Source organism: Streptomyces sp. CNH287, assembly GCF_000424825.1.
In genome coordinates this window covers 30,809-54,087 of sequence record NZ_AUKQ01000014.1, presented here as the reverse complement: position 1 = coordinate 54,087, position 23,279 = coordinate 30,809, and the positions used below count along the sequence as shown (strand labels likewise).

The following is a 23,279-nucleotide window of genomic DNA, read 5'->3' as shown; positions in this document are numbered from 1 at the left end:
CCGGCACTCGGGCACACGGAAACAAGTGGGAGAGTCACGGTGTATTTCGCCGCACTGCTCGCGCGCACCGAAGACGGGTGGGAAGCGAGCGACACGGAGCTCGACGATGTGGAGACCCTCGCCGATCTCGCCGACCTGGCCCGCCAGGCCGCATCCGACGACGAGACGGTGCTGGTCTGCATCGAGCAGGACGGCACCTGGTTCGGTGTCGTCCGCGTGGACGGGGAGGAGGACCCCCGGATCTACGTCTCGGACGCCGCTGCCGCCATGCGCAGCGCGTACGGCGAGATCCTGCTCTCGGACGACCTGCTCGGCCGCGAACCGGAGGACCCGGCCGCCCTCGAACAGCTCGTCGACCTCGACGGCACGGAGGACGGCGAGCCGGAGCCCGAGGGCGACGGATCGGCCGGCCCGGAGCCGGCCGACTCGGCGGACTCCGTCCCGTCCGGGCCGCTGGGCGACGCCGCCCTCCTGTCCGACCTGGGCATGGACGAGAAGGAGCTGCTCACGCTGACCGCCGAGGACGCGCTCGGCGAGATCGCGGACGTCCTGGGCTGCACGGACGTCCTGGAGGCGGTCCGGTAGCCGGGCCTTCGAGGCGATATGGACCACACCGCTGACCCCTCGGCGCCGTACGGCCCCGCGCACGACGGCGCCGACCCCGACCCCGTGCGCGATCCCTGGCTGGCGCCCATGCGGCTCGCCCTCGGCGAGGCCGTACGGGCACCGGAGACCGGTGACGTGCCGGTCGGCGCCGTCGTCCTCGGCCCGGACGGCGGCGTGCTCGGCCGGGGACGCAACGCACGCGAGGCCACCGGCGACCCGACCGCGCACGCCGAGGTGCTCGCCCTGCGCGAGGCGGCGCGCGCGGTCGGCGGCTGGCGGCTGCACGGCTGCACCCTGCTGGTGACCCTGGAGCCGTGCACGATGTGCGCCGGGGCCGTCGTGCTCTCCCGGCTCGACCGGGTCGTCTACGGCGCGACCGACCCGAAGGCGGGCGCGGCCGGCTCGCTGTGGGACGTCGTACGCGACCGGCGGCTCAACCACCGCCCCGAGGTGATCCACGGGGTACGGGCGGCCGAGTGCGGGCGCCTGCTGACGGACTTCTTCCGCGCGGACGCCGCGAGCGCCGGGCCGGATACCGATTTCGGCGACGCCCCCACTGTGGGCTAAGCTTCCTCTCGGTAGCGTGTCCGAGCGGCCGAAGGAGCTCGCCTCGAAAGCGAGTGAGGGTGCAAGCTCTCCGTGGGTTCAAATCCCACCGCTACCGCTCTGAGCAGCAAGGACGAAGGGCCGGACCCAGGTGGGTCCGGCCCTTCGCCGTGTGCGGGGTCGCGTTGCGGGCCGGGACCGCACCTCGGTCGGCCCACCTCGGTTCAGCTCCGGCGGACGGGGCGCGGCCCGTGCTGAACACACCGTGCGCGAGCGGCGATCCGGGCCGTGATCCAGGTGGCGGGGAAACGGACACGTCACCTGTGTGCACGAGACCTCGAAGGAAGTTGCACCCCGCCACCGGACACCCGGCGTTCTGGTGGGCGCACGTTGAGTGAGCTGGTACGACGCCGGTGCCGACGGGCTGCGGAGCCCGCGCGGCACGGGTCGCCGGGCAGGGGACCACCGTCGGTTCCGGTGGCGTGTCGGGGTGGTGACCGGCAGGTTTCTAGTCATGCGCCAGCGGCGCATCGACCTCACTCCGCGCTGCCGCCCCACGTCCGGGCGCTCCGCCTCCCCCTCACAGTTGGAGATTCCATGAAGAAGAGCACCGTCAGCGCGCTCGCCGCGCTGGCCGCCGTCCTGCCCCTGGGTGCGCTCGCACCGGTCGCGGCCGCCGACGGCATGCCCGGCCACCGCGAGGTGAAGCTGCACGCCACCCTCGACCCCATCAAGGTAAACAGGGTCACCGCCTCGGGTACCGCCATGGTGCGGCTGACGGGGAACGAAGCCCACGTGACGGTCAAGGCTTCCGGGCTGCTGGCCGGAGCCCCGCACGCCCAGCACTTCCACATCGCCGCCAAGGGCGTGTGCCCGCCGGACTCGGCCGCGCGCGAGCACAACGGCAAGCTGAGCCTGAACACCACCGACGGCCGGCCCTTCTACGGCATGATCGGCACCTCGCTGACCACCAGGGGCGACACCAGCCCCGCCTCGGGTCTCGCGGTGGACCGCTTCCCCGCCGGGCCGAACGTCCACTACCAGCGCACCATCACCGTGTCGGACGCGGCTGCGAAGAGCCTGCGCGCGGGAACCGCCGTGGTCGTTGTGCACGGCATCGACTACAACGGCAACGGCAAGTACGACAACGTCCTGGGGGCCAGCGACCTTGACCCGAAGCTGCCGGCCGAGGCCACCAACCCCGCCCTGTGCGGGGCGTTGAAGAAGTCCCCCCACGGTGCCGTGCGGGGCGGTGAGGGCGGCACGCAGTCCGGCGAGGACATGACGCTTGCTGCCTCCGGCGGCGTCGCCCTGCTGATTGCCTCCGGCGGCGCGTTCTACCTGCGGCGCCGCACCGGTCTCCAGCGCTGACGGCACGGATGCCGATCAGTTGGCGCATCGGCCGCCGCGGTGCCTGCACCGCGGCGGCCACCGTCTGCGCCATCACGGGTCTGGCCCTGCTCGGGGTGGCCTTCGCCCCGCCGCCGCACCCCCCTCCCGCGCCACCACCGGGGGCCCACGCGTCCGCCCCGCCGCACACGGGGCTGCGGGGCGCGCGTACGGCCGCGCTGCCGCCGTCCGGGCCGGTCCGGATCACGGTCGGGAAGATCGGCCTGAGCGCACCTGTCGAGCAGGTCGGCATCGCCGGGGACGGTTCCGTGGCCATGCCAGGCAAGGCCGGTCACGCCGGCTGGTACACCGGCTCGGCCACCCCCGGCGCGCGGGGCAACTCCGTCCTGGTGGGCCACCTGGACTCCGCCGCCGGTCCCGCGGTCTTCTACGGGCTGGGGGCGCTGCGCGGTGGCGACCGGATCAGCCTGGAGCGCCGGGACGGCCGCGAAGCCCGCTTCACGGTCACCGGCGTGGCCGTCTATCCGAAGGACGGCTTCCCCTCCGCGCGCGTGTACGCCGCCACGGCGGGCCCCCGGCTCACGCTCCTCACCTGTGCCGACTGGGACGAGGAGAGGCAGGACTACCGGGCCAACCTCGTCATCACCGCGCATCCGGCAGCGGGCCGGGACGCCACCGCGCCGCGCTGGTCCGCGCTGATCGCCACTGATCCGTACTGACCTACGGGCCGCGACGCGGGCGTGCGGGTGGCGGGGGCCGGTGCTCGGGGGAAGCGGCATCGGGGGGACAGACCGCTTCCCCCGAGGCGGACGGAGCCCGTGGGCCCGGCGCAGCCGGGGGAAGTGACGGCGACGGGCCCGGCAGAGGGGCCCCGTCCTGGCCCGAAGCGGTCCTGCCGGGATTCCCCGGGCCGTCTTCCATGCTGCCGGGTGGTCGGGCGCGGATCGCCCGGCAAAGGGCCTCGGTGAAGGGGGCTTTGGTCCCGAATGGACCGGATCACGGCTGCTCACCGCACGCTTCCGGCCTCTTTCCGTACCGGTTCCGGCGCGCGTGCGGCACCGCACTGGTTAAACTCTCGCGATTGCGGCAGAAAGGCGCATCAGCGGGGAGGCAGGTCCGGGTGGACATCAAGAAGATCGCGACGTACATCGTCATCGTCTTTGTGCTGTACACGATCATCAACTCACCCGAGCGTGCGGCCGAACTGGTGCAGGTCGGCTTCGAGGGGATCTCCGACGGCGCGCAGGGCGTCGGCGACTTCATGACCGAACTCATCAACTGACCGACGGCGGGCGCGCCGCCACCGCCGCGCACCACCGTCCCCGCCGCGCCACCGTCCCCGCCGCGCCGCCCGGCGGCCGTGCCGGGCGCCTCGCGGCCCCCGGCGGCCCCCTCCGCACCACCGGCCCCGCACACCTCTCCCCGCTCCGTACGGGAGCGCGTGGCGCGTCGCCGTACGCACCGGTGTTCGGCGTGCGAGTGGCCCAACTGCCCGGCAACACGTGATGACCGGGTGCTTGCACACTGTGCACATGTCTTGTGATGCTATGACCGCTTTTGCCGGATCAATGGACGGGTGCGGACCGAGAGGGGTGGTGGCTGAGTGGACGGTTCACCGACCCTCCCGGAGGCTTCGTCCGGAAGCACCCAGCGGAACCGCAGCGCCGCGGCCCGCGCGCTGACCCAGGTGCTCTTCGAGCAGCTGACGGGCCTGGAGGCGGGCACCTCCGAGCACACCCGGGTGCGCGACACGCTCGTCGAGGTGAACCTCCCCCTCGTGCGCTACGTGGCCGCGCGCTTCCGCAGCCGCAACGAGCCGATGGAGGACGTGGTCCAGGTCGGCACCATCGGCCTGATCAACGCGATCGACCGCTTCGACGCCGAACGCGGCGTGCAGTTCCCGACCTTCGCCATGCCGACGATCATCGGCGAGATCCGGCGCTACTTCCGGGACAACGTCCGCACCGTCCACGTACCCCGGCGGCTGCACGAGATGTGGGTGCAGGTGAGCGCCGCGACCGAGGACCTCACCGTCCTGCACGGCCGGTCGCCGACCACCGCGGAGATCGCGGAACGGCTGAATCTCACCGAAGAGGATGTACTCGCCTGCATCGAGGCGGGCCGCTCGTACCGGGCGACCTCGCTGGAGGCGGCCCAGGAGCGCGAGGACGGGCCGCCCGGACTGCTGGACCGGCTCGGCTACGAGGACCCCGAACTGGACGGCGTGGAGCACCGCGATCTCGTCCGCCACCTGCTGGTACAGCTTCCCGAGCGGGAGCAGCGCATCCTGCTGCTGCGCTACTACCGGAACCTGACGCAGTCCCAGATCAGTGTCGAGCTGGGGGTCTCGCAGATGCACGTCTCCCGGCTGCTGTCGCGCAGCTTCGCCCGCCTGAGGGCCGCAAACCGGATCGAAGCGTAACCGTTTCGGGTGAGTCGTGATCCAGCCCCGGTTCGCTGATCGGGAAAATTTTGTCGACTTGGCGCTACGTCGCGTTGCTGACTTGTGACATTCTGCGAGAACTGCGTTTGCCGTGACGGCGCTTCCGGTATTCAGGGGGAGGTGCCTCCCTCAGCCGAGGGCGCCGTCCCGACCCGTCCGCGACCTCCAGGGGGTGGCATGTCCGTAGAACTGGGCAGCTCGAAGGTGCTCTCCGAGAACACGACAGCCGACGCACCGCACGCGGCTCCCGAGGACCTGGCGGTCCCCGATGTCCCCCAGGCCGCGGCGATCCCCCCGACGGCGCCGGCGGCTGCCGCGATCGACACCCGCACCCTCTCCCGCTCCCTGTTCCTCCGGCTCGCCGTCCTCGATCAGGACAGCCCGGAGCGTACGTATGTCCGTGACACGCTCATCGAGCTGAACCTCCCGCTCGTGCGCTACGCGGCGGCGCGCTTCCGCAGCCGCAACGAGCCGATGGAGGACATCGTCCAGGTCGGCACCATCGGCCTGATCAAGGCGATCGACCGCTTCGACTGCGAACGCGGCGTGGAGTTCCCGACGTTCGCGATGCCGACCGTCGTGGGCGAGATCAAGCGCTTCTTCCGGGACACCTCGTGGTCGGTGCGGGTGCCGCGCAGGCTCCAGGAGTTGCGCCTGGCGCTGACCAAGGCGTCCGACGAGCTGTCGCAGACCCTGGATCGCTCACCGACGGTGCCCGAACTCGCCGCCTGCCTCGGGGTGTCCGAGGAGGACGTGGTGGACGGCCTCGCGGTCGGCAACGCCTACACCGCCTCCTCGCTCGACTCGCCCTCCATGGAGGAGGACGGCGGCGAGGGCTCCCTCGCGGACCGGCTGGGTTACGAGGACAGCGCCCTGGAGGGCGTCGAGTACCGCGAGTCGCTGAAGCCGCTGCTGGCCCGGCTGCCGGCGCGCGAGCGGCAGATCATCATGCTGCGCTTCTTCGCGAACATGACGCAGTCGCAGATCGGCGAGGAGGTCGGCATCTCGCAGATGCACGTCTCCCGGCTGCTGACGCGCACGCTGGCACAGCTGCGCGAAGGGCTGATCACGGAAGGCTGACGGCAGGGCGGGCCGCCGCCCGGCGCGGCGGTCGCCTCACCGAAGACGCGCGCGCATACGCGTACACGCGCGGGCGTGCGCGGCGCGCAGCACGCGCGCCCGGAGGCGCGGGCGCGGGCCGGTCCCGGCAGGACACTGGACGCCACTGGACGGCTGCGCACAGCGCAGCACGGCACAGCACCGTACGGGCGCGCGGCGCCCGTACGTACGCGCACGGCACAGCGCGGCGGACCCGTACCCGCACCAGACGCACCGGGCGGGCGCGCCCAGCCGCGCGGGGGTCGGTGGCGTCAGCCCAGCGCGAGCCAGCCGACGGCGACGACGACCACGATCACCGCGAGCACTCCGACGATCATGCCGACCCGCGGACCGGACGACCCCGTAGCCGCGGCCTGGCGCTGGGAACCCCCCTCGTCGACGAAGGCGCGGAACATCTGGGTGTTGCCCGCGGGGTCCGGGGACCCGTCGGGGCCCTGCGGTGCTTGGGGGTTGTGAGCCATAGGGCAGGACCCTAGCGAACCCTCGGCACAGGAGACAGCCCCGGCCCCCGGACCGTGCCAGGGCACCGATTCCGGCGCGGGCACCGCCACTTGACCTCGCCTTGGGCAGCGGCAGACGGAGGCTTTGTGGATTGTTTGCCCTCCATGCCCGAATTCAACTTGCCTGTAGCAACCAAACGACCCTATGGTTGCCTAGAGCAACAAACGTAGGAGGAGTCGGTGACCGCAGCACGAGCCCAGTTCCGGGAACTCGCCCGGCAGCTCCGCTCCGTACACGCCGTGAACCGGGAGATCGCGCGCTGCCTGCCGCACGACTGTCCCCCCGCCTCGGCCGGAGTGCTGACCCTCCTCCACAAACACGGCGACATGCGGATGAGCCAGCTCACCGAGTACCTCGGCATCGACCTGTCGGTCACCAGCCGCCATGTCGCCCACGCCACCGAGCGTGGCTGGATCGAGCGCCTCCCCGACCCGCGCGACGGCCGCTCCCGGCTGCTGCGGCTCACCGGGAGCGGGCGACGGCAGTTGGACGACCTCTCGGAGCGGGCGTGCGCGACCCTCGAGACGCACCTGGCCGACTGGCCCGACGCCGACGTCGCCACGCTGAACACCCTGCTCGACCGGCTCCGTACGAGCTTCGGCACCACGCCCCTGCCCGGTGCGCGGTCCGACCCGGAGACGGCCCCGGCACGGCCCTGAAGTCACAGCCCGCAGCGATCAGTAAGGAAGCAATGGCCACGCCCACACCCGCGGGTGTGCGAGGAGCCGACAGCGGAAGCGTCGACAAGCACACGCACCCCCTCAGCGACACCGGCTCCGCCGAGCCCACGGGCTCCGCGCCCATGACCCACCGGCAGATAATGGAGGCGCTGTCCGGGCTGCTGCTCGGCATGTTCGTCGCCATCCTGTCGTCCACGATCGTCTCCACCGCGCTGCCGCAGATCATCTCGGACCTGAACGGCAGCCAGGGCTCCTACACCTGGGTGGTCACGGCCACGCTGCTGACCATGACCGCCAGCACCCCGCTGTGGGGCAAGCTCGCGGACCTCACCAGCAAGAAGCTGCTGGTGCAGCTCTCCCTGGTGATCTTCGTGCTGGCCTCGGCCGGAGCCGGGCTCTCCCAGGACACCGGCACGCTCATCGCCTTCCGCGCCGTCCAGGGCCTGGGCATGGGCGGTCTGACCGCGCTCGCCCAGATCATCCTCGCCGCGATGATCTCGCCGCGTGAGCGCGGACGCTACAACGGCTACCTCGGCGCGACCTTCGCCGTCGCCACCGTCGGCGGCCCGCTGCTGGGCGGCGTCATCACCGACACCGAGTGGCTGGGCTGGCGCTGGTGCTTCTACGTGGCGGTGCCGTTCGCCGTCATCGCCCTGATCGTGCTCCAGAAGACCCTGAAGCTGCCGGTCGTACGGCGGCAGGGCGTGAAGATCGACTGGCTCGGCGCGGGCGTCTTCTCGGCCGCCGTCTCCGCCCTGCTGATCTGGGTGACGCTGGCCGGCGACTCGTACGCCTGGCTGTCCTGGCAGACGTACGCGCTGGTGGGCGGCGCGCTGGTGCTCTCGCTGCTGTTCGTCTTCATCGAGAGCCGGGCCAGGGAGCCGATCGTCCCGCTGCGCCTCTTCCGCAACCGGACGATCACGCTCGCCTCGCTCGCCTCGCTCTTCGTCGGCGTCGCGATGTTCGGCGCCACCGTATTCCTCAGCCAGTACTTCCAGCTCGCACGCGGCAACACGCCGACCATGTCCGGGCTCATGACCATCCCGATGATCGCGGGCCTGTTCCTCTCCTCCACCTTCTCCGGCCAGATCATCACCCGGACGGGGCGCTGGAAGGTCTGGCTCACCACCGGCGGCGTCCTGCTCACGTCCGGGCTCGGCCTGCTGGGCACCCTGCGCTACGACACCCCGTACTGGCGGGTCGCCGCCTTCATGGCGCTGCTCGGGCTCGGCGTCGGCATGATGATGCAGAACCTCGTGCTGTGTACGCAGAACCAGGTCGACGTGCAGGACCTGGGCGCGACCAGCTCCGTGGTGGCCTTCTTCCGCTCGCTCGGCGGCGCGATCGGCGTCTCCGCGCTCGGCGCCGTCCTGGCGGAGCGCATCAGCGGGTACACCCGGGAGGGCTTCGCCGAACTCGGCGGCGCCCCCGCCGGGAGCCCCTCCGGCGGCGGCATCCCCGACCTGAGCACGCTGCCCGCACCCGTGCGCACCGTGATCGAGAGCGCGTACGGGCACGGGATCGGTGACATCTACCTGTACGCGGCGCCGGTCGCGCTGATCGCGCTGGTGCTGGTGGTGTTCATCAAGGAGGTGCCGCTCAAGACCCAGTCCGGGATGCAGGAGGACGCCGGAGGCAGCGCGGCGGGTACGGCCGCTGCACCAGCCGCGCCCGCCGCACGGGCTGCGGACAGCGGGCGGCCGAAGGCCCGCGCCGCCGCGGCGGACCGTATGCGCTGATCACACCCGCCCGCCGACGCCCACGCCCGCCGCGGGCCATGCCGCCTGCGGCGGGCCGCGACCGGCCTGACAGGCTGGTGCGGCCCCGACGGACGAAGGAGAGCTGATGTCAGGCGTACGCGCGCACATCCGGACCCGCGAGGGAGAGGCGCTGCCCCACGCGGTGCTCACCGTGACCGACCTGGCGGGTGCCGAGGTGCTGTGTGCGTGGGCGGACCGCGACGGGGCCGTACGCAGCGGCGATCCGCTGGCCGAGGGGCCGTACACGGTCACCGCCAGCGCCCTGGGCTACGCCCCCGCCACCAGCACCGCGCGCGTCACCACCGCGGGCCGCGCCGACCTGGGCACCCTGGTGCTGGCCCGGAACGGCGGCCCCGACCTGCCCCCGCCCGGCCCCTGGACGATCGACCCGGCGCTCTCCCGCGTTGCGGCGACGGCGCAGCACCTGGGCATCTCCAGCGTGCACGGGCGGTTCACCGAACTGGGGGGCCGGATCGAGGTGGCCGAGGTGCCGGAGAGATCGAGCGTCGAGGCGGTGATAACCGCGTCCAGCATCGACACCGGAAGCGAGATGCGTGACCGCCACATCAGATCCGCCGACTTCCTCAACGTCGCGGAGCACCCGCACCTCACCTACCACGGCACCGGCGTGGAACCGGCGGGAGCGCCGGACCGCTGGACGGTGCACGGCCGGCTCTCGATGCACGGCGTCGTACGGGACGTGGCCCTCGACCTGACCTGCCTGGGCACGGGGCCGGACGCGCGGGGCGAGCTGCGCACCGCCTTCCGGGCGACCGCCGAACTGCGCCGCCACGACTTCGCGATGAACTACAACCCGGTGGTCGCCGCCGGGATCGCCGCCATCGGCACCACGCTCAGGATCGAGCTGGACATCCAGGCGGTACGGGGCGAGTCGCTGCCCCCGTCCGGCTGAGCCGACAGCGGCTGTTTTCGGCCGAGTTCGCCGGGACACGTATCGGACCGCGGATCTCCGAAGGCACGTACGAGACGCACATGTCGGAGCGACGACCCAGGTCGGCAGCGCCTTTCAGCGCGCGGGACTGTACACAACCCCTCACTTCCCGCCACTGATTCAATACCCAACGTTACCGAATACCGCCGCTCGGGGTGCACATCCGGCGGGACAGCCGAAACACTTGAGACGCGGTACGTCCCGCGGGCCTCCCCGTCGCGCGGGACCGGGCTGTACACGGACGGCCCAGCCGGGGGCGGTCACGGAGGAACCCCCGTCCTCCGGACCGGCCCTGGCCCGCCGCAGTCACCGCCGCAGTCACCGCTGCCGGCGGACGGCCGTCAACGCCGCGTCGCCCCCCTCACCCGAAAGGTGCAGGATCGGCGGGCGGAGACCGCGCGCTTCGCCATCCGCTCCTCGCGCGTACGGCGGCTGCCGTAACCTGCTGCGGCAATGTCCGATTTTGCCGAAGAGGCCCGCCCCCGCGTCCTGCACCTGCTGCGGATGGCGAACACGACGAACGAACGGGTGCGTTCGCAGATCATGGAGTACGCGGACGCCACCCCCGAGCCGCCGCTGATGGGCTCACTCGGCATCGGCACGACCGGTTGCTCCCGCTGCCGCCGCACCATGTGGCAGCAGCGCGACGCCGAAGGGCCGCTGTGGGTCTGCGCATTCTGCGGACACGTCGAGGGCGTCACCGTGGTCTGCCCGCGCTGCGAGGCCCAGATGGAACCCCCGCACCCCGGCGGCGACACGCACTGGTCCTGCCCCGACTGCCCCCACACGGCGGCAGCGGGCGACACCACCCCCGGGCCCCGCACCCCCGGGCCCCCGCCGCCGCCCGGCTGAGCCGCGTAGCGGACAGCTATGCTCACGAAGGCCGCGGATTCCGGGGCGGCTCGCTACGGTGACTCCGATATCGCCCAGCAGCTCCACGGGCCGGAGATGGCCCCCGCCGGACCGGGGCAACCGGCGGGCCCCTCGATTCCGCACGCAGCGAAGAGAGCACAGGAATCCCCTATGCCACACCTTGTTCCCTTGGCTTTGCCGTCCGGCTGGATAATCGCTTTCAACAGATTCCTCGAAATCTCCTCCCCAGCGGAACTGACGCAACGGGACAGGGAGAGTCTCCTCGGGCAGGACCTGCTCTCCCTGGAGCACATGCGCGCCGGACGGGACGGCGGCTGGGAACGCGTCCCCAACGGCTACCTCATCGACCTCGGGTGGTACCCACACGGGGAGGTGAACGGGTCATACGTGCTGTCTCTCATGCGTGGGGGGTGGGACGATCTCCTGGTCGAATTCAAGAGTCGTGACTACCGTGCGGTGGCAGCCGCGATCCGTGACCTCACGGGAAGGATCGACCTCGGCGAGCCGGCAGCCGGCATCGCGGCGCCCTTCACGGCGGAACCTCTCGCGCCGCCCGGAAAACCTGTCTAGAACCGGCTCCCCTGGCGGATGTGGTGCACAGTTTCGAGCGCAGAGCGCTCGCGGGCGGGTGGCTTTCGCCGGGTACCCACGGGAGCGACGGGCCGCCCGCGTGGAAACGGCTCCCGCCAAGATCACGACAGAAGCCCCGTACCGCAGATGCGGTACGGGGCTTCCGGACTGCGCGCTCGGCAGGATTCGAACCTGCAACCTTCTGATCCGTAGTCAGATGCTCTATCCGTTAAGCTACGAGCGCTCGGCTTCCGGCTGGTCTACCGCCGGGTTGCTTCGCGGGAACAACATTACATGACCGGTGCCCGCAGGTGAAATCCATTAGGGATACCGGGGCTGACCTGCGGAAACGTAGGTCAGAGGGTGCTGTCGGCGGGCCGCTGTGGCCACGGAAAAGCCCCGGCCGACGCGGCCGGGGCTTTGGTGATCGCGAGGATCGAAGCGGAGGCTCCGGGATTTGAACCCGGGATGGGGGGTTACCCCAAACCGCATTAGCAGTGCGGCGCCATAGACCAGACTAGGCGAAGCCTCCAGACACCCGCGCAGCGCAGCGCTGCGAAGTGCGTGCCCAGATCATGGCACAGCCTCAAGGGCCGTCACCAATCGGCCCCACCGTACTAGTCCGCCGGACTGCTGGGCAAAACACTTCTCCGCCACGCGCTCCCGCACACCCCCGCGCGCTCCGCCGAACGCATGGACCCGGTTGCGCAACGTCCCGCGCCGGGGAGCGTTAGTACGGCACAGGGCGCGATGGGGCGCGCCTCCACGCAGACACCTGGAGTGACCATGCTTCGCCGTACCGTCAGCACCCTCGCCGCCACCGCCGCGCTGGTCGCGGTCGCCGCAGGCGCCGCCGCGTCGGCCGCGCCCGCCAAGCCCCTACCGGCGAAGGCGGACCGCCTCCGCGTCACCGTCGACGGCAGCGGGAACCGGGCCCTGAACGGCTCCCACACCCTCAGCTGCCACCCCGTCGGCGGCAGCCACCCGGACGCGCGGGCCGCCTGCGCGGCGATCGCCTCCGCCTCGCGGGACCGTGCCGCCGAGGGCACCGACGTCTTCGCCCCGGTCCCCAAGGACGCCAACTGCGCGATGATCTACGGCGGTCCGATCACCGCCCGCGTCACCGGGATCTGGCGCGGTCAGCCCGTGGACGCCGAGTACAGCCGGGCCAACGGCTGCGAGATCAGCCGCTGGGACCAGCTCGTGCCCGCGCTGCCGGACGCGGCGGAGAAGAACAACACCCCGTCGGGCACCGCGCGCCCCGGCGCCGTGCCAGCGGGAGCGTGGGCGGCGAGGTAGGTGACGCGGCGGCGGGCGCGGCGGCGGATGCGGGCCGCCGGAGGGGCGCGGGCGGGGCGTGGGCCGGGTGGAAGATCGCCTTCGGCCCGCTGCCGCTCGTGACCAGGCATGGTTACGGTGCGCAGCCGCCGTCACAGCCTTCTCACTCCTTCCCCTTCCCTTCCTCTCCCGCATCCTCCGCCGCACCCGCGACCGCGCCCCGTAGACTCCCCTCCAGTGACACGCCCGGACCAGGCGGCACACTGACCGCCGCGGTCAGCCCGGTCGGCTGGTCACCGGCACCATGCGGTTACAGGGAGGAAGCACCGTCGTGAGCAGCAGGCCATCCCGAGGCGCTGCTCGCCTCGCCGCCATACTTGACGCGCTGCCGGACGCATTGCTGCTGGTCAACTGCAACGGCACCGTGGTGAACGCGAACACCATCGCGCTGGAGGCGTTCGAGACGCCCGGCACCGCGCTGGTGGGGCGTGGCCTGCTCGATCTGCTGCCGGAGTTCGACTCCAAGCGGATTCCGGGTTCGATGCGCAGGCCGGACGAGGACGAGGGCAACGTCCGTACGCCGCCGACGCGCATGATCGCGCGGCGTACCGACGGCAGCGAGTTCCCGGTCGAGGTGACCAGCGCCAACGTCGCCGACGGGCGGACGCCCTACGAGTCGTCCTTCGAGGCCGCCTGGGCGGACCACGGCGGGGCGGGCGGGCGCGGCCCCGCCGGGCGCAGTCCGCACTACACGGGGGACGAGCTGCTCATGCTCGTCGTCCGCGACCTCACCGGCACCCTGGACACCGAGACCGAACTGGCCCGGCAGCAGCGGCAGACGGAGATGATCCTGCGCGCCGCCTCGGAGGGCGTCGTCGGGGTGGACACCGACGGCCGGGTGGTGCTCGTCAACCCGTCCGCCGCGCAGATCCTGGGTCACCGCGCCAGCGACCTCGGCGGCCAGGAGCTGCACCCGCTCGTGCACCACTCGCGTCCCGACGGCAGCCCGCTGCCGTACGAGGAGACGCCGCTGAGCGACACGCTCCGCTCCGGGCGCAAGCACCGGGTCCGCGCGGGCCAGGTGCTGTGGGCGAAGAACGGGCAGGCGGTGCCGGTCGACATGACCACCTCGCCGGTGCGCGACGGGGACCAGCTGGTCGGCGCCGTCCTCACCTTCACCGACCGGCGGGCGTACGAGTCGCTGCTGGAGCGGCAGGAGCAGCTGCTCGCCGTGCTCGGGGACGCGCTGCGCGGCCCGCTGGACCAGCTGCGCGGCCAGCTGACCGGGCTGGCGGCGGACCCCGCGGGCCAGCTGTGGCCGGAGGCGAACCAGGTCCTGCACCATCTGGCGGCGGGCTACGCCCGGATGACCACGCTGGTCGACAACGTCCTCGCCTACCAGCGGCTGGACGCGGGCAAGGAGAAGCTGCGGCGCGAGCAGGTGTCGCTGGACGGCGTCGTGGCGGCGGGCGTGGACGGCGCGGTCGAGCTGATCGGGCCGGGGCGCGCGCAGTTCGCGGTGCACGCTCCGCCGATCGAGGCCGAGGTCGACCCGGAGCGGATGGTGACGGCGCTGGCGCACCTGATCGCGGACGTCGCGGGCGTGGACGCCACCGGTACGGCGCCCGTGGAGGCGCGGGCCGGCGGGGACTCGACGATCGTGGTGGCGGCGGCGCAGCGCGGCGACGTGGTGCGGATCGAGGTGCGCGGCCCGTACAAGGGCGGCAGCCCCGTCCACGAGCCGGTGGTGCGCGGCATCGTGCGGCAGCACGGCGGAGTCCTCCAGACGCACGAGGTGCCGGGCGCGGGCGGCGGCAGCGCGTACGTGCTGGAGGTGCCGGTCACGGCCACGCCGGGCGGCACGCTGAAGCCCAGGGCGGGCGGGAGCGGTACGGGGGCGGCGGCGCCCTCGGGTACGGACACGCCCGCCGGTACGGACGTTCCCGCCGTTGCGGCGGACGGGGCGCGGTCCGGCGGGAACGAGACGACGGTGATGCCCGTACCGGCGCAGCCCGCACGGGGGTCGCAGCGGGCGCTGGAGGAGTCGGCGGCGGCAGCCGCGCACCCGGCGGCGGGCGCGGCCGTGGGCACCGGGCAGCAGGACGCGGGCGGCGAACGGTCGGAGGGCGCGGGCGCGGACCTCACTTCGGTGCACCTGCGCGGCACCGACGGCGTGGGGAACGACGGCCGGGGCGGACACCGCGGCGGGCACCGCGGCGGCGGTCCCGCAGCGGGGCCGGGCGGCCCCGGCGAGCCGGACCAGGCCCCCCGGCCGACGGGGCGGCGGCGGGGGCGGCCGAGTCCCGCCGAGGAGCAGGGCCCGGAGCACCCGGGCCAGCACGCGCCCGCTCCGCACGCTGCGCACTCTCCGCACGCCGCACCCCCGGCGCCGCCCGTCCCGGGGGCGGACGGCGGCAGCACGCGGCGGCCCCTGGCCGACCCGGACGCGGGTGCGGACGGCGGCGCGGACGATACGGGCAGCGGCCCGGGCTTCGGAGGAAACGGCACTGCGGGCGGCCGTACGGCTCCCGGCGCGGCCCCCGCTCCGTACCCGGGCGGCAGCCAGCAGGGCGGAAACAGCAACGGAGGCGGCAACGGTCGGCGGGCGCGCCGCGCGCTGGCGGCGCCCGCCGAAGACCGGCAGGGCGGCGGCGCCGGTGCGGCCCCGGGTGAGGGCGCGGGCTCGCCGATGCCCGCGCTCGGCCCCGGCCCCAGTTCGGGCCCCGGCCCTGCCGGGGGCGGCGGCACGCAGGGGGGCGAGGGCGCCCCCGAGGGAAGTGGCGGCGGCGAGGCGAGTGGCGGCGGCGAGGGCGGCACCGGCACCGACCTGTCGCCCGCCGTGGTCGGCGGCGGCCGGCGCGCCCGGCGGCTCGCCGCGGCGCGGGCCCGCGCAGAGGAGCAGGCCGCCGGTCAGCCGTCCGGCAACGAGCCGTTCGCGCTCCCGCCCCCCGCGGACCAACTGCCGGGCGCGCAGCCGCCGCCCGCGCCGTCCGGCACGCCCGCGCACGGCACGCCCGCACGCGACACCCCCGCGCACGGCACGCCCGCGCACAGCGCCGCGCTGCCCGGCGCGCAGCCGCAGCCCCTGCCGCTGCCCGCGCCGGACGCCCCGGGGCCCGGCCCCGAGGACGCGTCCGCCGAGGGCCCGGCCGACCCGCGGGTCGCCGACCACTCCGTGGTCGCGGCGAGCCCGATCCTCGGCGGCGGACCGCTGCCGCAGCTGCCCGCCCAGCAGCACCAGTCCCCCGGCAGCGAGGTCGAGCCGTACACGGCGGACCAGGGGTCCGGCGGCATCAGCGTGCGCACGCTCGGCCAGGGTGTGCCCTTCGCCCGTCAGCTCGCCGACAGCGGGAAGCACCCGCAGGGGCACGCCGCCTCGGCGCCCGCCCCGGCGATCCCGTCCACGCCGTCCACGCCCGGCACACCGACCACACCAGGCACGCTGGGCACACCGGGCACGTCCGATACACCGGGCACGTCCGGTACGCCGACGTCACCGGCCGCGCCGGCCGGTTCGGGGCGGCGCCGCAGGCTCTCGACCCCGGCGGCGAACGGCGAGCAGAGCGCGGCGCCGCCGGAGGCACAGCCGCAGCCCCAGGCCCAGCCGCAGCCGCAGCCGCACCCCCAGCCGCCCACCCCGGCCCGCCAGTTCGCCGTCGGCGCCCCCGACGAGGGCTCGGCCGAGGGCCCCGAGCCGCTGGACGGCCCGAACGGCATCGTGGAGGTCCCCGCCGACAGCGCGCTCGCCATGCCGATGCACCCCCAGGACGACGAGCTGCCCCCCGAACCGCTGGACAACCCCCGGCGCCTCCTCGTCTGGCCCGAGCCGGACATCTCCACGCAGCAGGCGCTCTCGGCGCGCGGCTACCGGCCGGTCATCGTCCACTCGCGCGAGGAGGTGGACGCGCAGATCGCCGCGTACCCCGCCGCGCTGTTCGTCGACCCGCTCACCGGCCCGATCACCCGTACGGCGCTCCAGTCGCTGCGCCAGGCGGCGGTGGCCGCCGAGGTGCCGGTGCTGGTCACGGCCGGGCTCGGGCAGGCGACGCGGGAGGCGGCGTACGGCGCGGACCCGGCGGTGCTGCTGAAGGCGCTCGCGCCGCGCGACAGCGAGCAGCACCCGCCCCGGGTGCTGCTGGTCGAGGAGAACCCGGCGATCGCGAGCGCGTTCTCGTCCACGCTGGAGCGCCGCGGCATGCAGGTCGCGCACGCGCCGACGGACTCGGATGCGGTGAACGTCGCGGCGCAGATCCGGCCGAACCTGGTGGTGATGGACCTCATGCAGGTACGCCGCCGCCGCGCCGGGATCATCGACTGGCTGCGGGTGAACGGGCTGCTGCACCGTACGCCGTTCGTCGTCTACACAGCGGCGGACATGAACCCGGCGGAGCTGCCCCGGCTGGCCTCCGGCGAGACGGTGCTCTTCCTGGCCGAGCGGTCGACCAGCGGCGAGGTGCAGTCCCGGATCGTCGACCTGCTGGCGAAGATCGGCGCGAGCTGACCGCACAGCACGGACGCCCGCACGGACGGCCGCGGGGCGCCCGCCGCCGTACGCGCCCGGATCACCTTCTTGTCGATCTTCCCCACGCTCGTCTTCGGCACCGCCTCGACCCGCGCCCAGCGCTCCGGCAGCTGCCGGCGCGGGAAGGTCGCGCCGAGGAAGCCCCGCAGCTCCGAGGGCATCAGCTCCCCGCCCGGCCCGACCAGCCGCGCCTCGACGGAGACGGGGAAGCGGCCCTGGCTCACGCGGTACGGCCACTCCTCCTCGGCGGAGCGGCCGGGACGGGGCGCCGGGGCGTGGGTGCCGAGCGGGGAGGTCTCGGTCATGCCCCAGGGGGGCAGACGCGCACCCCGTACCGCTCCTCGAACTCCCGCATCACGGCGGGCGGGCAGGCGGAACCGCCGATGGTGACGGTGCGCAGGGACGAGATGCCGCGCGGGCGCACGGTCAGTTCGGCGAGCAGGCCCTGCCAGATGGCGGGGACGGCGGCGGCGTGCGTGGGCCGTTCGGCGGCGATCATCTCGGCGAGCGGGGCGGGTTGCAGGAAACGGTCCGGCATCAGCATGCCGAGCCCGGTCATGAAGGCGGCGTGCGGCAGTCCCCAGCCGTGCACGAGTTGCCCAGGCAAAGAATCCGTTGACCGCGCGGCGACACCCCACTAACGTGGCGGGCGACACTTAACGGTCACGCTCGATGGGGTACAAGAATGCGACGTTTTGCCAAAGTAACCGTGCAATCGGCAGTGACTGCTCTGGCACTGGCCTCGTGCCTGACAGCCGCAGCGGGTACCGCCCAGGCGACAACCACAGCGGGTACCGCCCAGGCGGCAGCCGCAGCGGGTACCGTCCAGGCGGCAGCCCCGACGTGCAGTCCGAACCTCAACAGGGCCGAGAACAAGGCGAGTGTCATTTGCAGCACCGGGGGCAGCGGCTGGTACCGGGTGAAGGCTCAGTGCTCCAAGGCCACCTACCCCTACGTGACCACCGTCTACGGCCCCTGGGTGTACGACCGCCAGCTCTCCACGGTGTACGGCAAGAACTACAACTGCCATGTCACCTCGGCCGGTGTCGACTTCTGATGATCCACGGCTAGTGCTGGGTGGGCCGTCCGGTGATATCGCGGGCGGTCCACCCAGATCGAGCGGCCGTGGAGAGCGGTGACGCCCGAAGGATGGCCTCGTCACCGCTCGCCTCCAGCCCCCGCACGGCGCGGCCTCCCGTGGCGGACTCCCCGAACCACACCCGTGAACGGCCCTCCCGGCAGAAGGCCCAGGACGACGGCGACGGACGAAACGCGAACCCGGACCGCACGCCGCCCCGGGACTCCACGGGTACCGAGCAGGCGAACAGAGACCGGGAGGCCCGACCCGGAGTCTCCCTTGTGGCCGGCGAGGCGTACAGCCGCCACCTCACCAGCCCCTCAGCTGGTGGGCAAGGGCAAGGACGTTGTACGCGACCTACTCAACGGCGTTTAGAGCATGGGCAGTTGGCTGAAATCGCAGCTGATTTCGTTCGCCAAGAACATGATTCCGGGGCCGATCGCGAAGGCACTCGGCATCGCGTCGCCGTCCAAGGTCATGGCGCAGCAAGTCGGCCGCTGGATTCCCGCAGGTCTGGTCAAGCCTGGTGATTGTGCGGACATACGCAGCGGTATGTCACTACCGGCGCGTCTCCCCGCCACCCGGCACCCGGGTGGCACCGGGTGGCTCGGACCGTCCGGCGGTCGAGGGCGTACGGAGGCGCGGCGGGCGCGTGCGGCAGCACCCCGCGCCGGGCTCCGGTGGCAGGGCGCCGCGTGAGCGTGAGCCGTCAGGCGTCGAGTCGGCCGCCCTTCACCGCCTGGACGAACGCGGCCCAGCCGTCGGCCGGGAAGGCGAGGACGGGCCCGTGCGGGTCCTTGCTGTCCCGCACCGGTATGACGTCGGCGTACCCGTCCGCCACCTCTACGCAGGCCGACTGGCCGTTGCTGTGGCTGGACCGGTCGTCTGACAACCGACTCGTTCAACACCACGCGAAGCACGGCCGAGACCGAGGGTCGGGTGAGGAGTGCCTGCCGCCCGATCCGCAGGTGCACCCGGCGTTCGATCTCCTCGTCATCGTCTCGCGAGTTGTCCGACCGGATGATGGTGCGGGCGTACTCCTCGGTTTGGAGCAGGCCCGGCACAAGGTCGCTCTCATACCAATCAATCTATGACGCCGCCTCTTCGAGACCGATGAAGACGTCGAACTTCTCCGGTACGACATCTCCGTAAGAGTGCCACCAGCCTTTCGCCTTGGTCTCGCGAGCGAGGCCCATCAGCGCTGCCGTGAGGTCCGGCGGCGCACCGTAGACCTTGCACATGGCCTCGGCATCGAGCGCGCGCAACGACGACTGCCCCGTCTCGATGCGCCACATCTTGCCCTCCGACCACTCCAGCGCTTGGGCCGCAGCCTTCACAGTGAGCCGCGCACGCCCACGGAGGTCTCGCAGGTGCCTCCCTAACTGGCGTCGCGGCACCGTCCGCGGTCTCGACCGGCGATCCCGGGTTGTCGACGTAGGGCGTGACCCGGAAAGTGGCCCGCATCTCGCGGGAGTCGGCGCGGATCACCGGGTAACCACACTGCGAGTTGTGCCGCTTGATGTGCGGGTTGACGCCCGGGGTCATCCAGTCGCGGCCGACCTTGTCCTGGGGCGCACCGTTGGCGCCTGAGGAGATCGACGTACCCGCGAACTCGGTGCCGACGACCGGTGAGTCCGGGTCGTCGAAGTCGAGCTTGAGGTCGCAGACGACACTGCGGTGGATGTCGCCGGTGTGACCACGGGGTTCTCGACCCCGCGGCGGTGCATACCGGCGAGGAGGCGGTTTCGGGCCGCGGTGTAGCCGTCCCACATGTCCAACCCCGAGGACAGCACGGCCTGGTCCGGGTTCTGGTCGACCTGGCTGACGAGCGTCTGGTTGGCGAGCACGTTCCAGACCGCGCGGGACCGGCCGGTGCCGTTCAGCAGCCACCGCTCCTGGCGGTCGCCCAGTATGGTCCGGGACGGGGCGCCGGAGCGTGGGTGACCAGCGGGGAGGTCTCGGTCATGCCCCAGACGTAGCAGACGCGCACCCCTTACCGCTCCTCGAACTCCCGCATCACGGCGGGCGGGCAGGCGGAACCGCCGATGGTGACGGTGCGCAGGGACGAGATGCCGCGCGGGCGCACGGTCAGTTCGGCGAGCAGGCCCTGCCAGATGGCGGGGACGGCGGCGGTGTGCGGCAGTCCCCAGCCGTGCACGAGTTGCCCAGGCAAAGAATCCGTTGACCGCGCGGCGGCACCCCATTAACGTGGCGGGCGACACTTAACGGTCACGCTCGATGGGGTACAAGAATGCGACGTTTTGCCAAAGTAACCGTGCAATCGGCAGTGACTGCTCTGGCACTGGCCTCGTGCCTGACAGCCGCAGCGGGTACCGCCCAGGCGACAGCCACAGCGGGTAACGCCCAGGCGGCAGCCCTGAAGTGCACTCCGACCCTCAACAAGGCCGAGAACAAGGCGAGTGTCAAGTGCACCGGGGGCGGCGGCTACTACCGGGTGAAGGCTCAGTGCGCCCAGGCCACCTACCCCTACGTGACCACCATCTACGGCCCCTGGAAGTGGTACGGCAAGGTCTCCACGGTGTACGGCAAGAACTACAACTGCCACGTCACCTCGGCAGGTGTCGGCTTCTGATGATCCACGGCTAGTGCTGGGTGGGCCGTCCGGTGATATCGCGGGCGGTCCACCCACCACCGCCGAACGCTGGACGCTCCAGCACGCCCAGCGCCTGCCCACTCACACCACCTTCCGGGAGATCATCCGCTTGGTCGGGGCGCGGTGCTTGACGTGCGGGCGGCCGGGCGGTGCGGCTCGACCCCTCGACGGCGAGCGCCGGAGGGGGAGCGCGAGGGGGCGGCGGGCGCGGTGCGGCGCGGCAGGCCCGCCCCCGTACGCACGGGCGATCCCGTACGACGGACGCGGTGTGCGGCCTACGCCGCCGCCGGCTCACCGCGGGTGTCGGCGGCGAGCTGCTGGTCCTCGCGGAGCTTGGCCAGCGCGCGGGAGACGGCGCTCTTGACCGTGCCGACGGAGACGCCGAGCACCTCGGCGGTCTGGACCTCGCTCAGGTCCTCGTAGTAGCGCAGCACCACCATCGCGCGCTGGCGGGCGGGAAGCTTCAGCACCGCGCGCCACATCGCGTCGCGCACGGCCTGCTGCTCGGCCGGGTCGGGACCGGGCTGGGGCTCCGGTTCCGGCAGGTCCTCGACGGCGAACTCGTCGATCCTGCGCTTGCGCCACTGCGACGTACGGGTGTTGAGCAGGGCGCGCCGGACGTAGCCGTCCAGTGCGCGGTGGTCCTCGATCCGTTCCCACGCCAGGTACGTCTTGGTGAGCGCGGTCTGGAGCAGGTCCTCGGCGTCGCAGGGGTTGGCGGTGAGCGAGCGGGCGGTGCGCAGAAGCACCGGCCCGCGCGTCCGCACGTACGAAGTGAACGTCAGCGGCGTCACCGTCGCAGCGGAGCTCCTTGCGCTCCGTTGGGTGCCAGTCATGGTCATGGCTCAACGCTAGAAGCGCCGCGTTCCCCGCGGATCGCCCGGAGGTCCCGATGCCACCTCCGCCTCAGGTTGTAGAGCTTGGGCTCAGGTACACCTACCGCAGGTGGAGAACGTACCGCCCAGGCATCAGGGTCGGCCTCCGGGTATGCCGTCGATCACTCTACGAGCACTCACCGCACGATGGCCACCGGTGCGTCCACGAGGTTCCGGTCGATCTGCACGGTGCGCCCGCCGTGCGTCTCCTTCACGTTGCCGCGGTACTGGTGGATACGGCGGTGCGGCTGCCAGGCGTCGCGCGCGAGGGTGGGCTCACCGTGCAGGTCGGGGGAGGTCTGCCAGCGCGCGAACCACATCACGGCGGGCAGGTCCCGCTCGCCCGCCGCCCGCGCCTGCTCCAGGTGTGCGACCCCGGAGGTGGCGCTGCTGTAGAAGCCGGGAAGGTAGTCGAGGCGGTGCACCTCGCGGTTCCAGCCCTTGATGAAGCTCAGGGTCGTCCGCGCGCAGGAGGTGTTCCGGATGTCGTACGCCTCCATGTCGAGGTAGACGGGGCTCTTCTCCGCCATGCCCAACGCCCTTGCCTGAGCCACCGCGTCGCGCCCCTCGCGTGCGCCCTGCCCGGCGGGGTCGCGGGTGTCGATGGCGTAGCGGCGCTTGTTCTCCGCGTAGACGCAGGGGGGCTGCGAGCCGACGTAGAGGGGGAGGAGGTGCCAGCCCATGCCGGTCACCTCGCCGACCCACTCCCGGTCGAGGTTGGGCTGCACGGGGCAGGCTCGGCCGCGACCTCCGATGTAGACGCCGACGGCCCGGTAGGGGGAGGCTTTCCAGGCGCGCATGGTGCCGCTGGTGGGGGCGACGCAGGTGTCGAAGGCGCGGCCTTCGAAGACCTTGGCGCCTTCGTCGCCCGGGTCCGCGCCGAGGTCGCCCGCGGTGCCGCTGAAGCCGCCGGGTCCGGCACCCTGGCCTTCCGCGAGGGCCGGGGTGACACCGACGGCCAGCAGCGAGGCGAGCACCGCCAGCAGGACGCCGGTGACGCGCAGGCCCGACGGACGCCGGTCTTTTCTTCGCATGATCTGAGATGTCTGCCGCATGGCCCGAGTGAAAGGGCCGGCCGGCCCCGCGGACGGACCGACATGCCGCGCGGGCCGCCGTCTTCAGTCGTTCGCCGCAGCGGACGGCGAGCGACGGGCACCGGACGGGGGACGCGGAACGGGCAGCGCGCCCGCACCTGGAATGCGGACGCGCTGTCCCACTCACCCCCTCCCCCGGCCGTCCCCCCTGCTCAGGGCCGGTGTCCGGTCACCAGAGCGCGGTGAAGTTCACCGTGGTCGAGCGGTCCTCCTGGTCGACGAAGGTGAAGGCGGAGTCGCTGACGTTGGCGTTGTTCACCTTGTTGGTGTTGCCGAGGCCCGTCGCGGTCTGGCCGCTGAAGTTGGCGTTCCCGCCGTTGTCCGCCTGTGCCACTCCGCTCAGCAGGGCGAACGCCAGCGGTACGGAGGCGGCTGCGGCGAGGACGCGGGCGGTGCGGATACGTGCCATGTCTCGTTC

22 protein-coding genes, 3 tRNA genes and 5 pseudogenes are annotated in these 23,279 nt (G+C 72.6%); 18 read left to right on the top strand and 12 right to left on the bottom strand.

The annotated features are described in order from the left end of the window. Positions 1 to 39 precede the first annotated feature (39 nt). The 8 genes from H299_RS0115325 to H299_RS0115290 all read left to right on the top strand — a co-directional run bounded on the left by H299_RS0115325 (position 40) and on the right by H299_RS0115290 (position 6,025). Positions 40 to 585 carry a tRNA adenosine deaminase-associated protein gene (locus tag H299_RS0115325; RefSeq protein ID WP_027749117.1) on the top strand — a complete coding sequence of 182 codons (546 nt, stop codon included), beginning with the start codon at positions 40 to 42 and terminating at the stop codon, positions 583 to 585. An 18-nt stretch (positions 586 to 603) separates the two neighbouring features. Further along, entirely contained in the window at positions 604 to 1,173 is a 570-nt protein-coding gene (tadA, locus tag H299_RS34360; protein ID WP_027749116.1) for a tRNA adenosine(34) deaminase TadA, read from the top strand. Between the two features lie 10 nt (positions 1,174 to 1,183). After that, positions 1,184 to 1,270, top strand: a tRNA-Ser gene (locus H299_RS0115315). Between the two features lie 479 nt (positions 1,271 to 1,749). Then, the gene (locus tag H299_RS34355) at positions 1,750 to 2,523 is read left to right on the top strand and encodes a hypothetical protein (protein WP_037759179.1); all 774 of its coding nucleotides are present in this window, start codon (positions 1,750 to 1,752) and stop codon (positions 2,521 to 2,523) included. 8 nt (positions 2,524 to 2,531) lie between these two features. Further along, positions 2,532 to 3,221 carry a sortase domain-containing protein gene (locus H299_RS34350; RefSeq protein ID WP_051262503.1) on the top strand — a complete coding sequence of 230 codons (690 nt, stop codon included), beginning with the start codon at positions 2,532 to 2,534 and terminating at the stop codon, positions 3,219 to 3,221. 401 nt (positions 3,222 to 3,622) lie between these two features. Next, on the top strand, positions 3,623 to 3,784 hold the full coding sequence (locus tag H299_RS39945; protein WP_199782452.1) for a hypothetical protein: 162 nt from the start codon (positions 3,623 to 3,625) through the stop codon (positions 3,782 to 3,784). Positions 3,785 to 4,105: 321 nt separating this feature from the next. Continuing rightward, positions 4,106 to 4,924, top strand: a complete 819-nt coding sequence (locus tag H299_RS0115295) for an RNA polymerase sigma factor SigF (RefSeq protein ID WP_027749115.1) — start codon at positions 4,106 to 4,108, stop codon at positions 4,922 to 4,924. A 198-nt stretch (positions 4,925 to 5,122) separates the two neighbouring features. Then, complete coding sequence (locus H299_RS0115290; RefSeq protein WP_027749114.1) at positions 5,123 to 6,025, top strand: RNA polymerase sigma factor SigF; 903 nt, start codon at positions 5,123 to 5,125, stop codon at positions 6,023 to 6,025. A 290-nt stretch (positions 6,026 to 6,315) separates the two neighbouring features. Here the strand turns inward: H299_RS0115290 and H299_RS0115285 are convergent, their stop codons facing one another. Next, positions 6,316 to 6,525, bottom strand: a complete 210-nt coding sequence (locus H299_RS0115285; protein ID WP_027749113.1) for a hypothetical protein — start codon at positions 6,523 to 6,525, stop codon at positions 6,316 to 6,318. 219 nt (positions 6,526 to 6,744) lie between these two features. Here H299_RS0115285 and H299_RS0115280 point away from each other — a divergent pair, with 219 nt between their 5' ends. From H299_RS0115280 to H299_RS0115260, 5 genes are all read left to right on the top strand, one after another. Continuing rightward, a complete protein-coding gene (locus H299_RS0115280) occupies positions 6,745 to 7,224 on the top strand; it encodes a MarR family transcriptional regulator (RefSeq protein WP_027749112.1) in 480 nt (159 codons plus the stop codon). Positions 7,225 to 7,256: 32 nt separating this feature from the next. Beyond that, entirely contained in the window at positions 7,257 to 8,984 is a 1,728-nt protein-coding gene (locus H299_RS34345; RefSeq protein WP_078512765.1) for an MDR family MFS transporter, read from the top strand. A 106-nt stretch (positions 8,985 to 9,090) separates the two neighbouring features. Continuing rightward, positions 9,091 to 9,918 (top strand): YceI family protein, encoded by an 828-nt coding sequence (locus H299_RS34340; protein ID WP_037759177.1) that lies wholly within the window; start codon positions 9,091 to 9,093, stop codon positions 9,916 to 9,918. A gap of 492 nt (positions 9,919 to 10,410) precedes the next feature. Next, positions 10,411 to 10,809 carry a hypothetical protein gene (locus H299_RS40465; RefSeq protein ID WP_486587283.1) on the top strand — a complete coding sequence of 133 codons (399 nt, stop codon included), beginning with the start codon at positions 10,411 to 10,413 and terminating at the stop codon, positions 10,807 to 10,809. A gap of 171 nt (positions 10,810 to 10,980) precedes the next feature. Then, entirely contained in the window at positions 10,981 to 11,400 is a 420-nt protein-coding gene (locus tag H299_RS0115260; protein ID WP_027749111.1) for a hypothetical protein, read from the top strand. 171 nt (positions 11,401 to 11,571) lie between these two features. On the opposite strand, the gene H299_RS0115255 is transcribed toward H299_RS0115260, so the two are convergent. Together H299_RS0115255 and H299_RS0115250 are read right to left on the bottom strand one after the other, a co-directional pair. Further along, a tRNA-Arg gene (locus tag H299_RS0115255) sits at positions 11,572 to 11,644 on the bottom strand. 198 nt (positions 11,645 to 11,842) lie between these two features. Next, positions 11,843 to 11,932 (bottom strand) — tRNA-Ser (locus H299_RS0115250). A 254-nt stretch (positions 11,933 to 12,186) separates the two neighbouring features. On the opposite strand from H299_RS0115250, the gene H299_RS34330 reads away from it, so the two are divergent. Next, positions 12,187 to 12,699 carry an SSI family serine proteinase inhibitor gene (locus tag H299_RS34330; protein WP_486587282.1) on the top strand — a complete coding sequence of 171 codons (513 nt, stop codon included), beginning with the start codon at positions 12,187 to 12,189 and terminating at the stop codon, positions 12,697 to 12,699. Between the two features lie 310 nt (positions 12,700 to 13,009). After that, positions 13,010 to 17,179 (top strand): PAS domain-containing protein, encoded by a 4,170-nt coding sequence (locus H299_RS0115240; protein ID WP_027749110.1) that lies wholly within the window; start codon positions 13,010 to 13,012, stop codon positions 17,177 to 17,179. A 38-nt stretch (positions 17,180 to 17,217) separates the two neighbouring features. Here the strand turns inward: H299_RS0115240 and H299_RS38380 are convergent. Beyond that, a pseudogene (locus tag H299_RS38380) lies at positions 17,218 to 17,792 on the bottom strand (AMP-binding protein); the annotation flags it as partial. Positions 17,793 to 18,119: 327 nt separating this feature from the next. Here H299_RS38380 and H299_RS39630 point away from each other — a divergent pair. Further along, positions 18,120 to 18,257: a hypothetical protein gene (locus H299_RS39630; RefSeq protein WP_158692337.1), complete on the top strand. Its 138-nt coding sequence runs from the start codon at positions 18,120 to 18,122 to the stop codon at positions 18,255 to 18,257. A gap of 730 nt (positions 18,258 to 18,987) precedes the next feature. Here H299_RS39630 and H299_RS0115215 read toward each other — a convergent pair. The 5 genes and pseudogenes from H299_RS0115215 to H299_RS40450 all read right to left on the bottom strand — a co-directional run. Continuing rightward, positions 18,988 to 19,170 (bottom strand): DUF397 domain-containing protein, encoded by a 183-nt coding sequence (locus tag H299_RS0115215; protein ID WP_027749107.1) that lies wholly within the window; start codon positions 19,168 to 19,170, stop codon positions 18,988 to 18,990. Further along, a pseudogene (locus tag H299_RS38370) lies at positions 19,154 to 19,675 on the bottom strand (Scr1 family TA system antitoxin-like transcriptional regulator); the annotation flags it as partial. The pseudogene H299_RS38370 and the gene H299_RS0115215, both read right to left, overlap by 17 nt. Positions 19,676 to 19,787: 112 nt before the next feature. After that, positions 19,788 to 20,048, bottom strand: a pseudogene (locus tag H299_RS40460) (alkaline phosphatase D family protein); the annotation flags it as partial. Beyond that, positions 20,033 to 20,164, bottom strand: a pseudogene (locus H299_RS40455) (alkaline phosphatase D family protein); the annotation flags it as partial. The pseudogenes H299_RS40455 and H299_RS40460, both read right to left, overlap by 16 nt. Before the next feature lie 38 nt (positions 20,165 to 20,202). Then, positions 20,203 to 20,415 (bottom strand): annotated as a pseudogene (locus tag H299_RS40450) (AMP-binding protein); the annotation flags it as partial. A gap of 150 nt (positions 20,416 to 20,565) precedes the next feature. On the opposite strand from H299_RS40450, the gene H299_RS0115195 reads away from it, so the two are divergent. Next, positions 20,566 to 20,871, top strand: coding sequence for a hypothetical protein (locus H299_RS0115195; RefSeq protein ID WP_027749105.1), 306 nt, complete (start codon positions 20,566 to 20,568; stop codon positions 20,869 to 20,871). Next, complete coding sequence (locus H299_RS40445) at positions 20,858 to 21,256, top strand: DUF7848 domain-containing protein (RefSeq protein ID WP_486587281.1); 399 nt, start codon at positions 20,858 to 20,860, stop codon at positions 21,254 to 21,256. The genes H299_RS0115195 and H299_RS40445 overlap by 14 nt, the downstream gene beginning before the upstream one ends. On the opposite strand, the gene H299_RS0115190 is transcribed toward H299_RS40445, so the two are convergent. The 3 genes from H299_RS0115190 to H299_RS0115180 all read right to left on the bottom strand — a co-directional run bounded on the left by H299_RS0115190 (position 21,168) and on the right by H299_RS0115180 (position 23,270). Next, complete coding sequence (locus H299_RS0115190) at positions 21,168 to 21,728, bottom strand: SigE family RNA polymerase sigma factor (RefSeq protein ID WP_486587297.1); 561 nt, start codon at positions 21,726 to 21,728, stop codon at positions 21,168 to 21,170. The two genes, H299_RS40445 and H299_RS0115190, sit on opposite strands and share 89 nt — an antisense overlap. Positions 21,729 to 21,904: 176 nt before the next feature. After that, the gene (locus H299_RS0115185; protein ID WP_486587280.1) at positions 21,905 to 22,822 is read right to left on the bottom strand and encodes a DUF1906 domain-containing protein; all 918 of its coding nucleotides are present in this window, start codon (positions 22,820 to 22,822) and stop codon (positions 21,905 to 21,907) included. 208 nt (positions 22,823 to 23,030) lie between these two features. Further along, positions 23,031 to 23,270 carry a hypothetical protein gene (locus tag H299_RS0115180; protein ID WP_027749102.1) on the bottom strand — a complete coding sequence of 80 codons (240 nt, stop codon included), beginning with the start codon at positions 23,268 to 23,270 and terminating at the stop codon, positions 23,031 to 23,033. Positions 23,271 to 23,279 lie beyond the last annotated feature (9 nt).

What these genes read in the sequence shown, in the direction of transcription:
- tadA (WP_027749116.1), top strand. Translation starts at nt 604, where the DNA reads ATGGACCACACCGCTGACCCCTCGGCGCCGTACGGCCCCGCGCACGAC.
- H299_RS34355 (WP_037759179.1), top strand. Translation starts at nt 1,750, where the DNA reads ATGAAGAAGAGCACCGTCAGCGCGCTCGCCGCGCTGGCCGCCGTCCTG.
- H299_RS34350 (WP_051262503.1), top strand. Translation starts at nt 2,532, where the DNA reads ATGCCGATCAGTTGGCGCATCGGCCGCCGCGGTGCCTGCACCGCGGCG.
- H299_RS0115290 (WP_027749114.1), top strand. Translation starts at nt 5,123, where the DNA reads ATGTCCGTAGAACTGGGCAGCTCGAAGGTGCTCTCCGAGAACACGACA.
- H299_RS0115285 (WP_027749113.1), bottom strand. Translation starts at nt 6,525, where the DNA reads ATGGCTCACAACCCCCAAGCACCGCAGGGCCCCGACGGGTCCCCGGAC.
- H299_RS34345 (WP_078512765.1), top strand. Translation starts at nt 7,257, where the DNA reads ATGGCCACGCCCACACCCGCGGGTGTGCGAGGAGCCGACAGCGGAAGC.
- H299_RS34340 (WP_037759177.1), top strand. Translation starts at nt 9,091, where the DNA reads ATGTCAGGCGTACGCGCGCACATCCGGACCCGCGAGGGAGAGGCGCTG.
- H299_RS40465 (WP_486587283.1), top strand. Translation starts at nt 10,411, where the DNA reads ATGTCCGATTTTGCCGAAGAGGCCCGCCCCCGCGTCCTGCACCTGCTG.
- H299_RS0115260 (WP_027749111.1), top strand. Translation starts at nt 10,981, where the DNA reads ATGCCACACCTTGTTCCCTTGGCTTTGCCGTCCGGCTGGATAATCGCT.
- H299_RS34330 (WP_486587282.1), top strand. Translation starts at nt 12,187, where the DNA reads ATGCTTCGCCGTACCGTCAGCACCCTCGCCGCCACCGCCGCGCTGGTC.
- H299_RS0115190 (WP_486587297.1), bottom strand. Translation starts at nt 21,728, where the DNA reads ATGACTGGCACCCAACGGAGCGCAAGGAGCTCCGCTGCGACGGTGACG.
- H299_RS0115185 (WP_486587280.1), bottom strand. Translation starts at nt 22,822, where the DNA reads ATGCGGCAGACATCTCAGATCATGCGAAGAAAAGACCGGCGTCCGTCG.
- H299_RS0115180 (WP_027749102.1), bottom strand. Translation starts at nt 23,270, where the DNA reads ATGGCACGTATCCGCACCGCCCGCGTCCTCGCCGCAGCCGCCTCCGTA.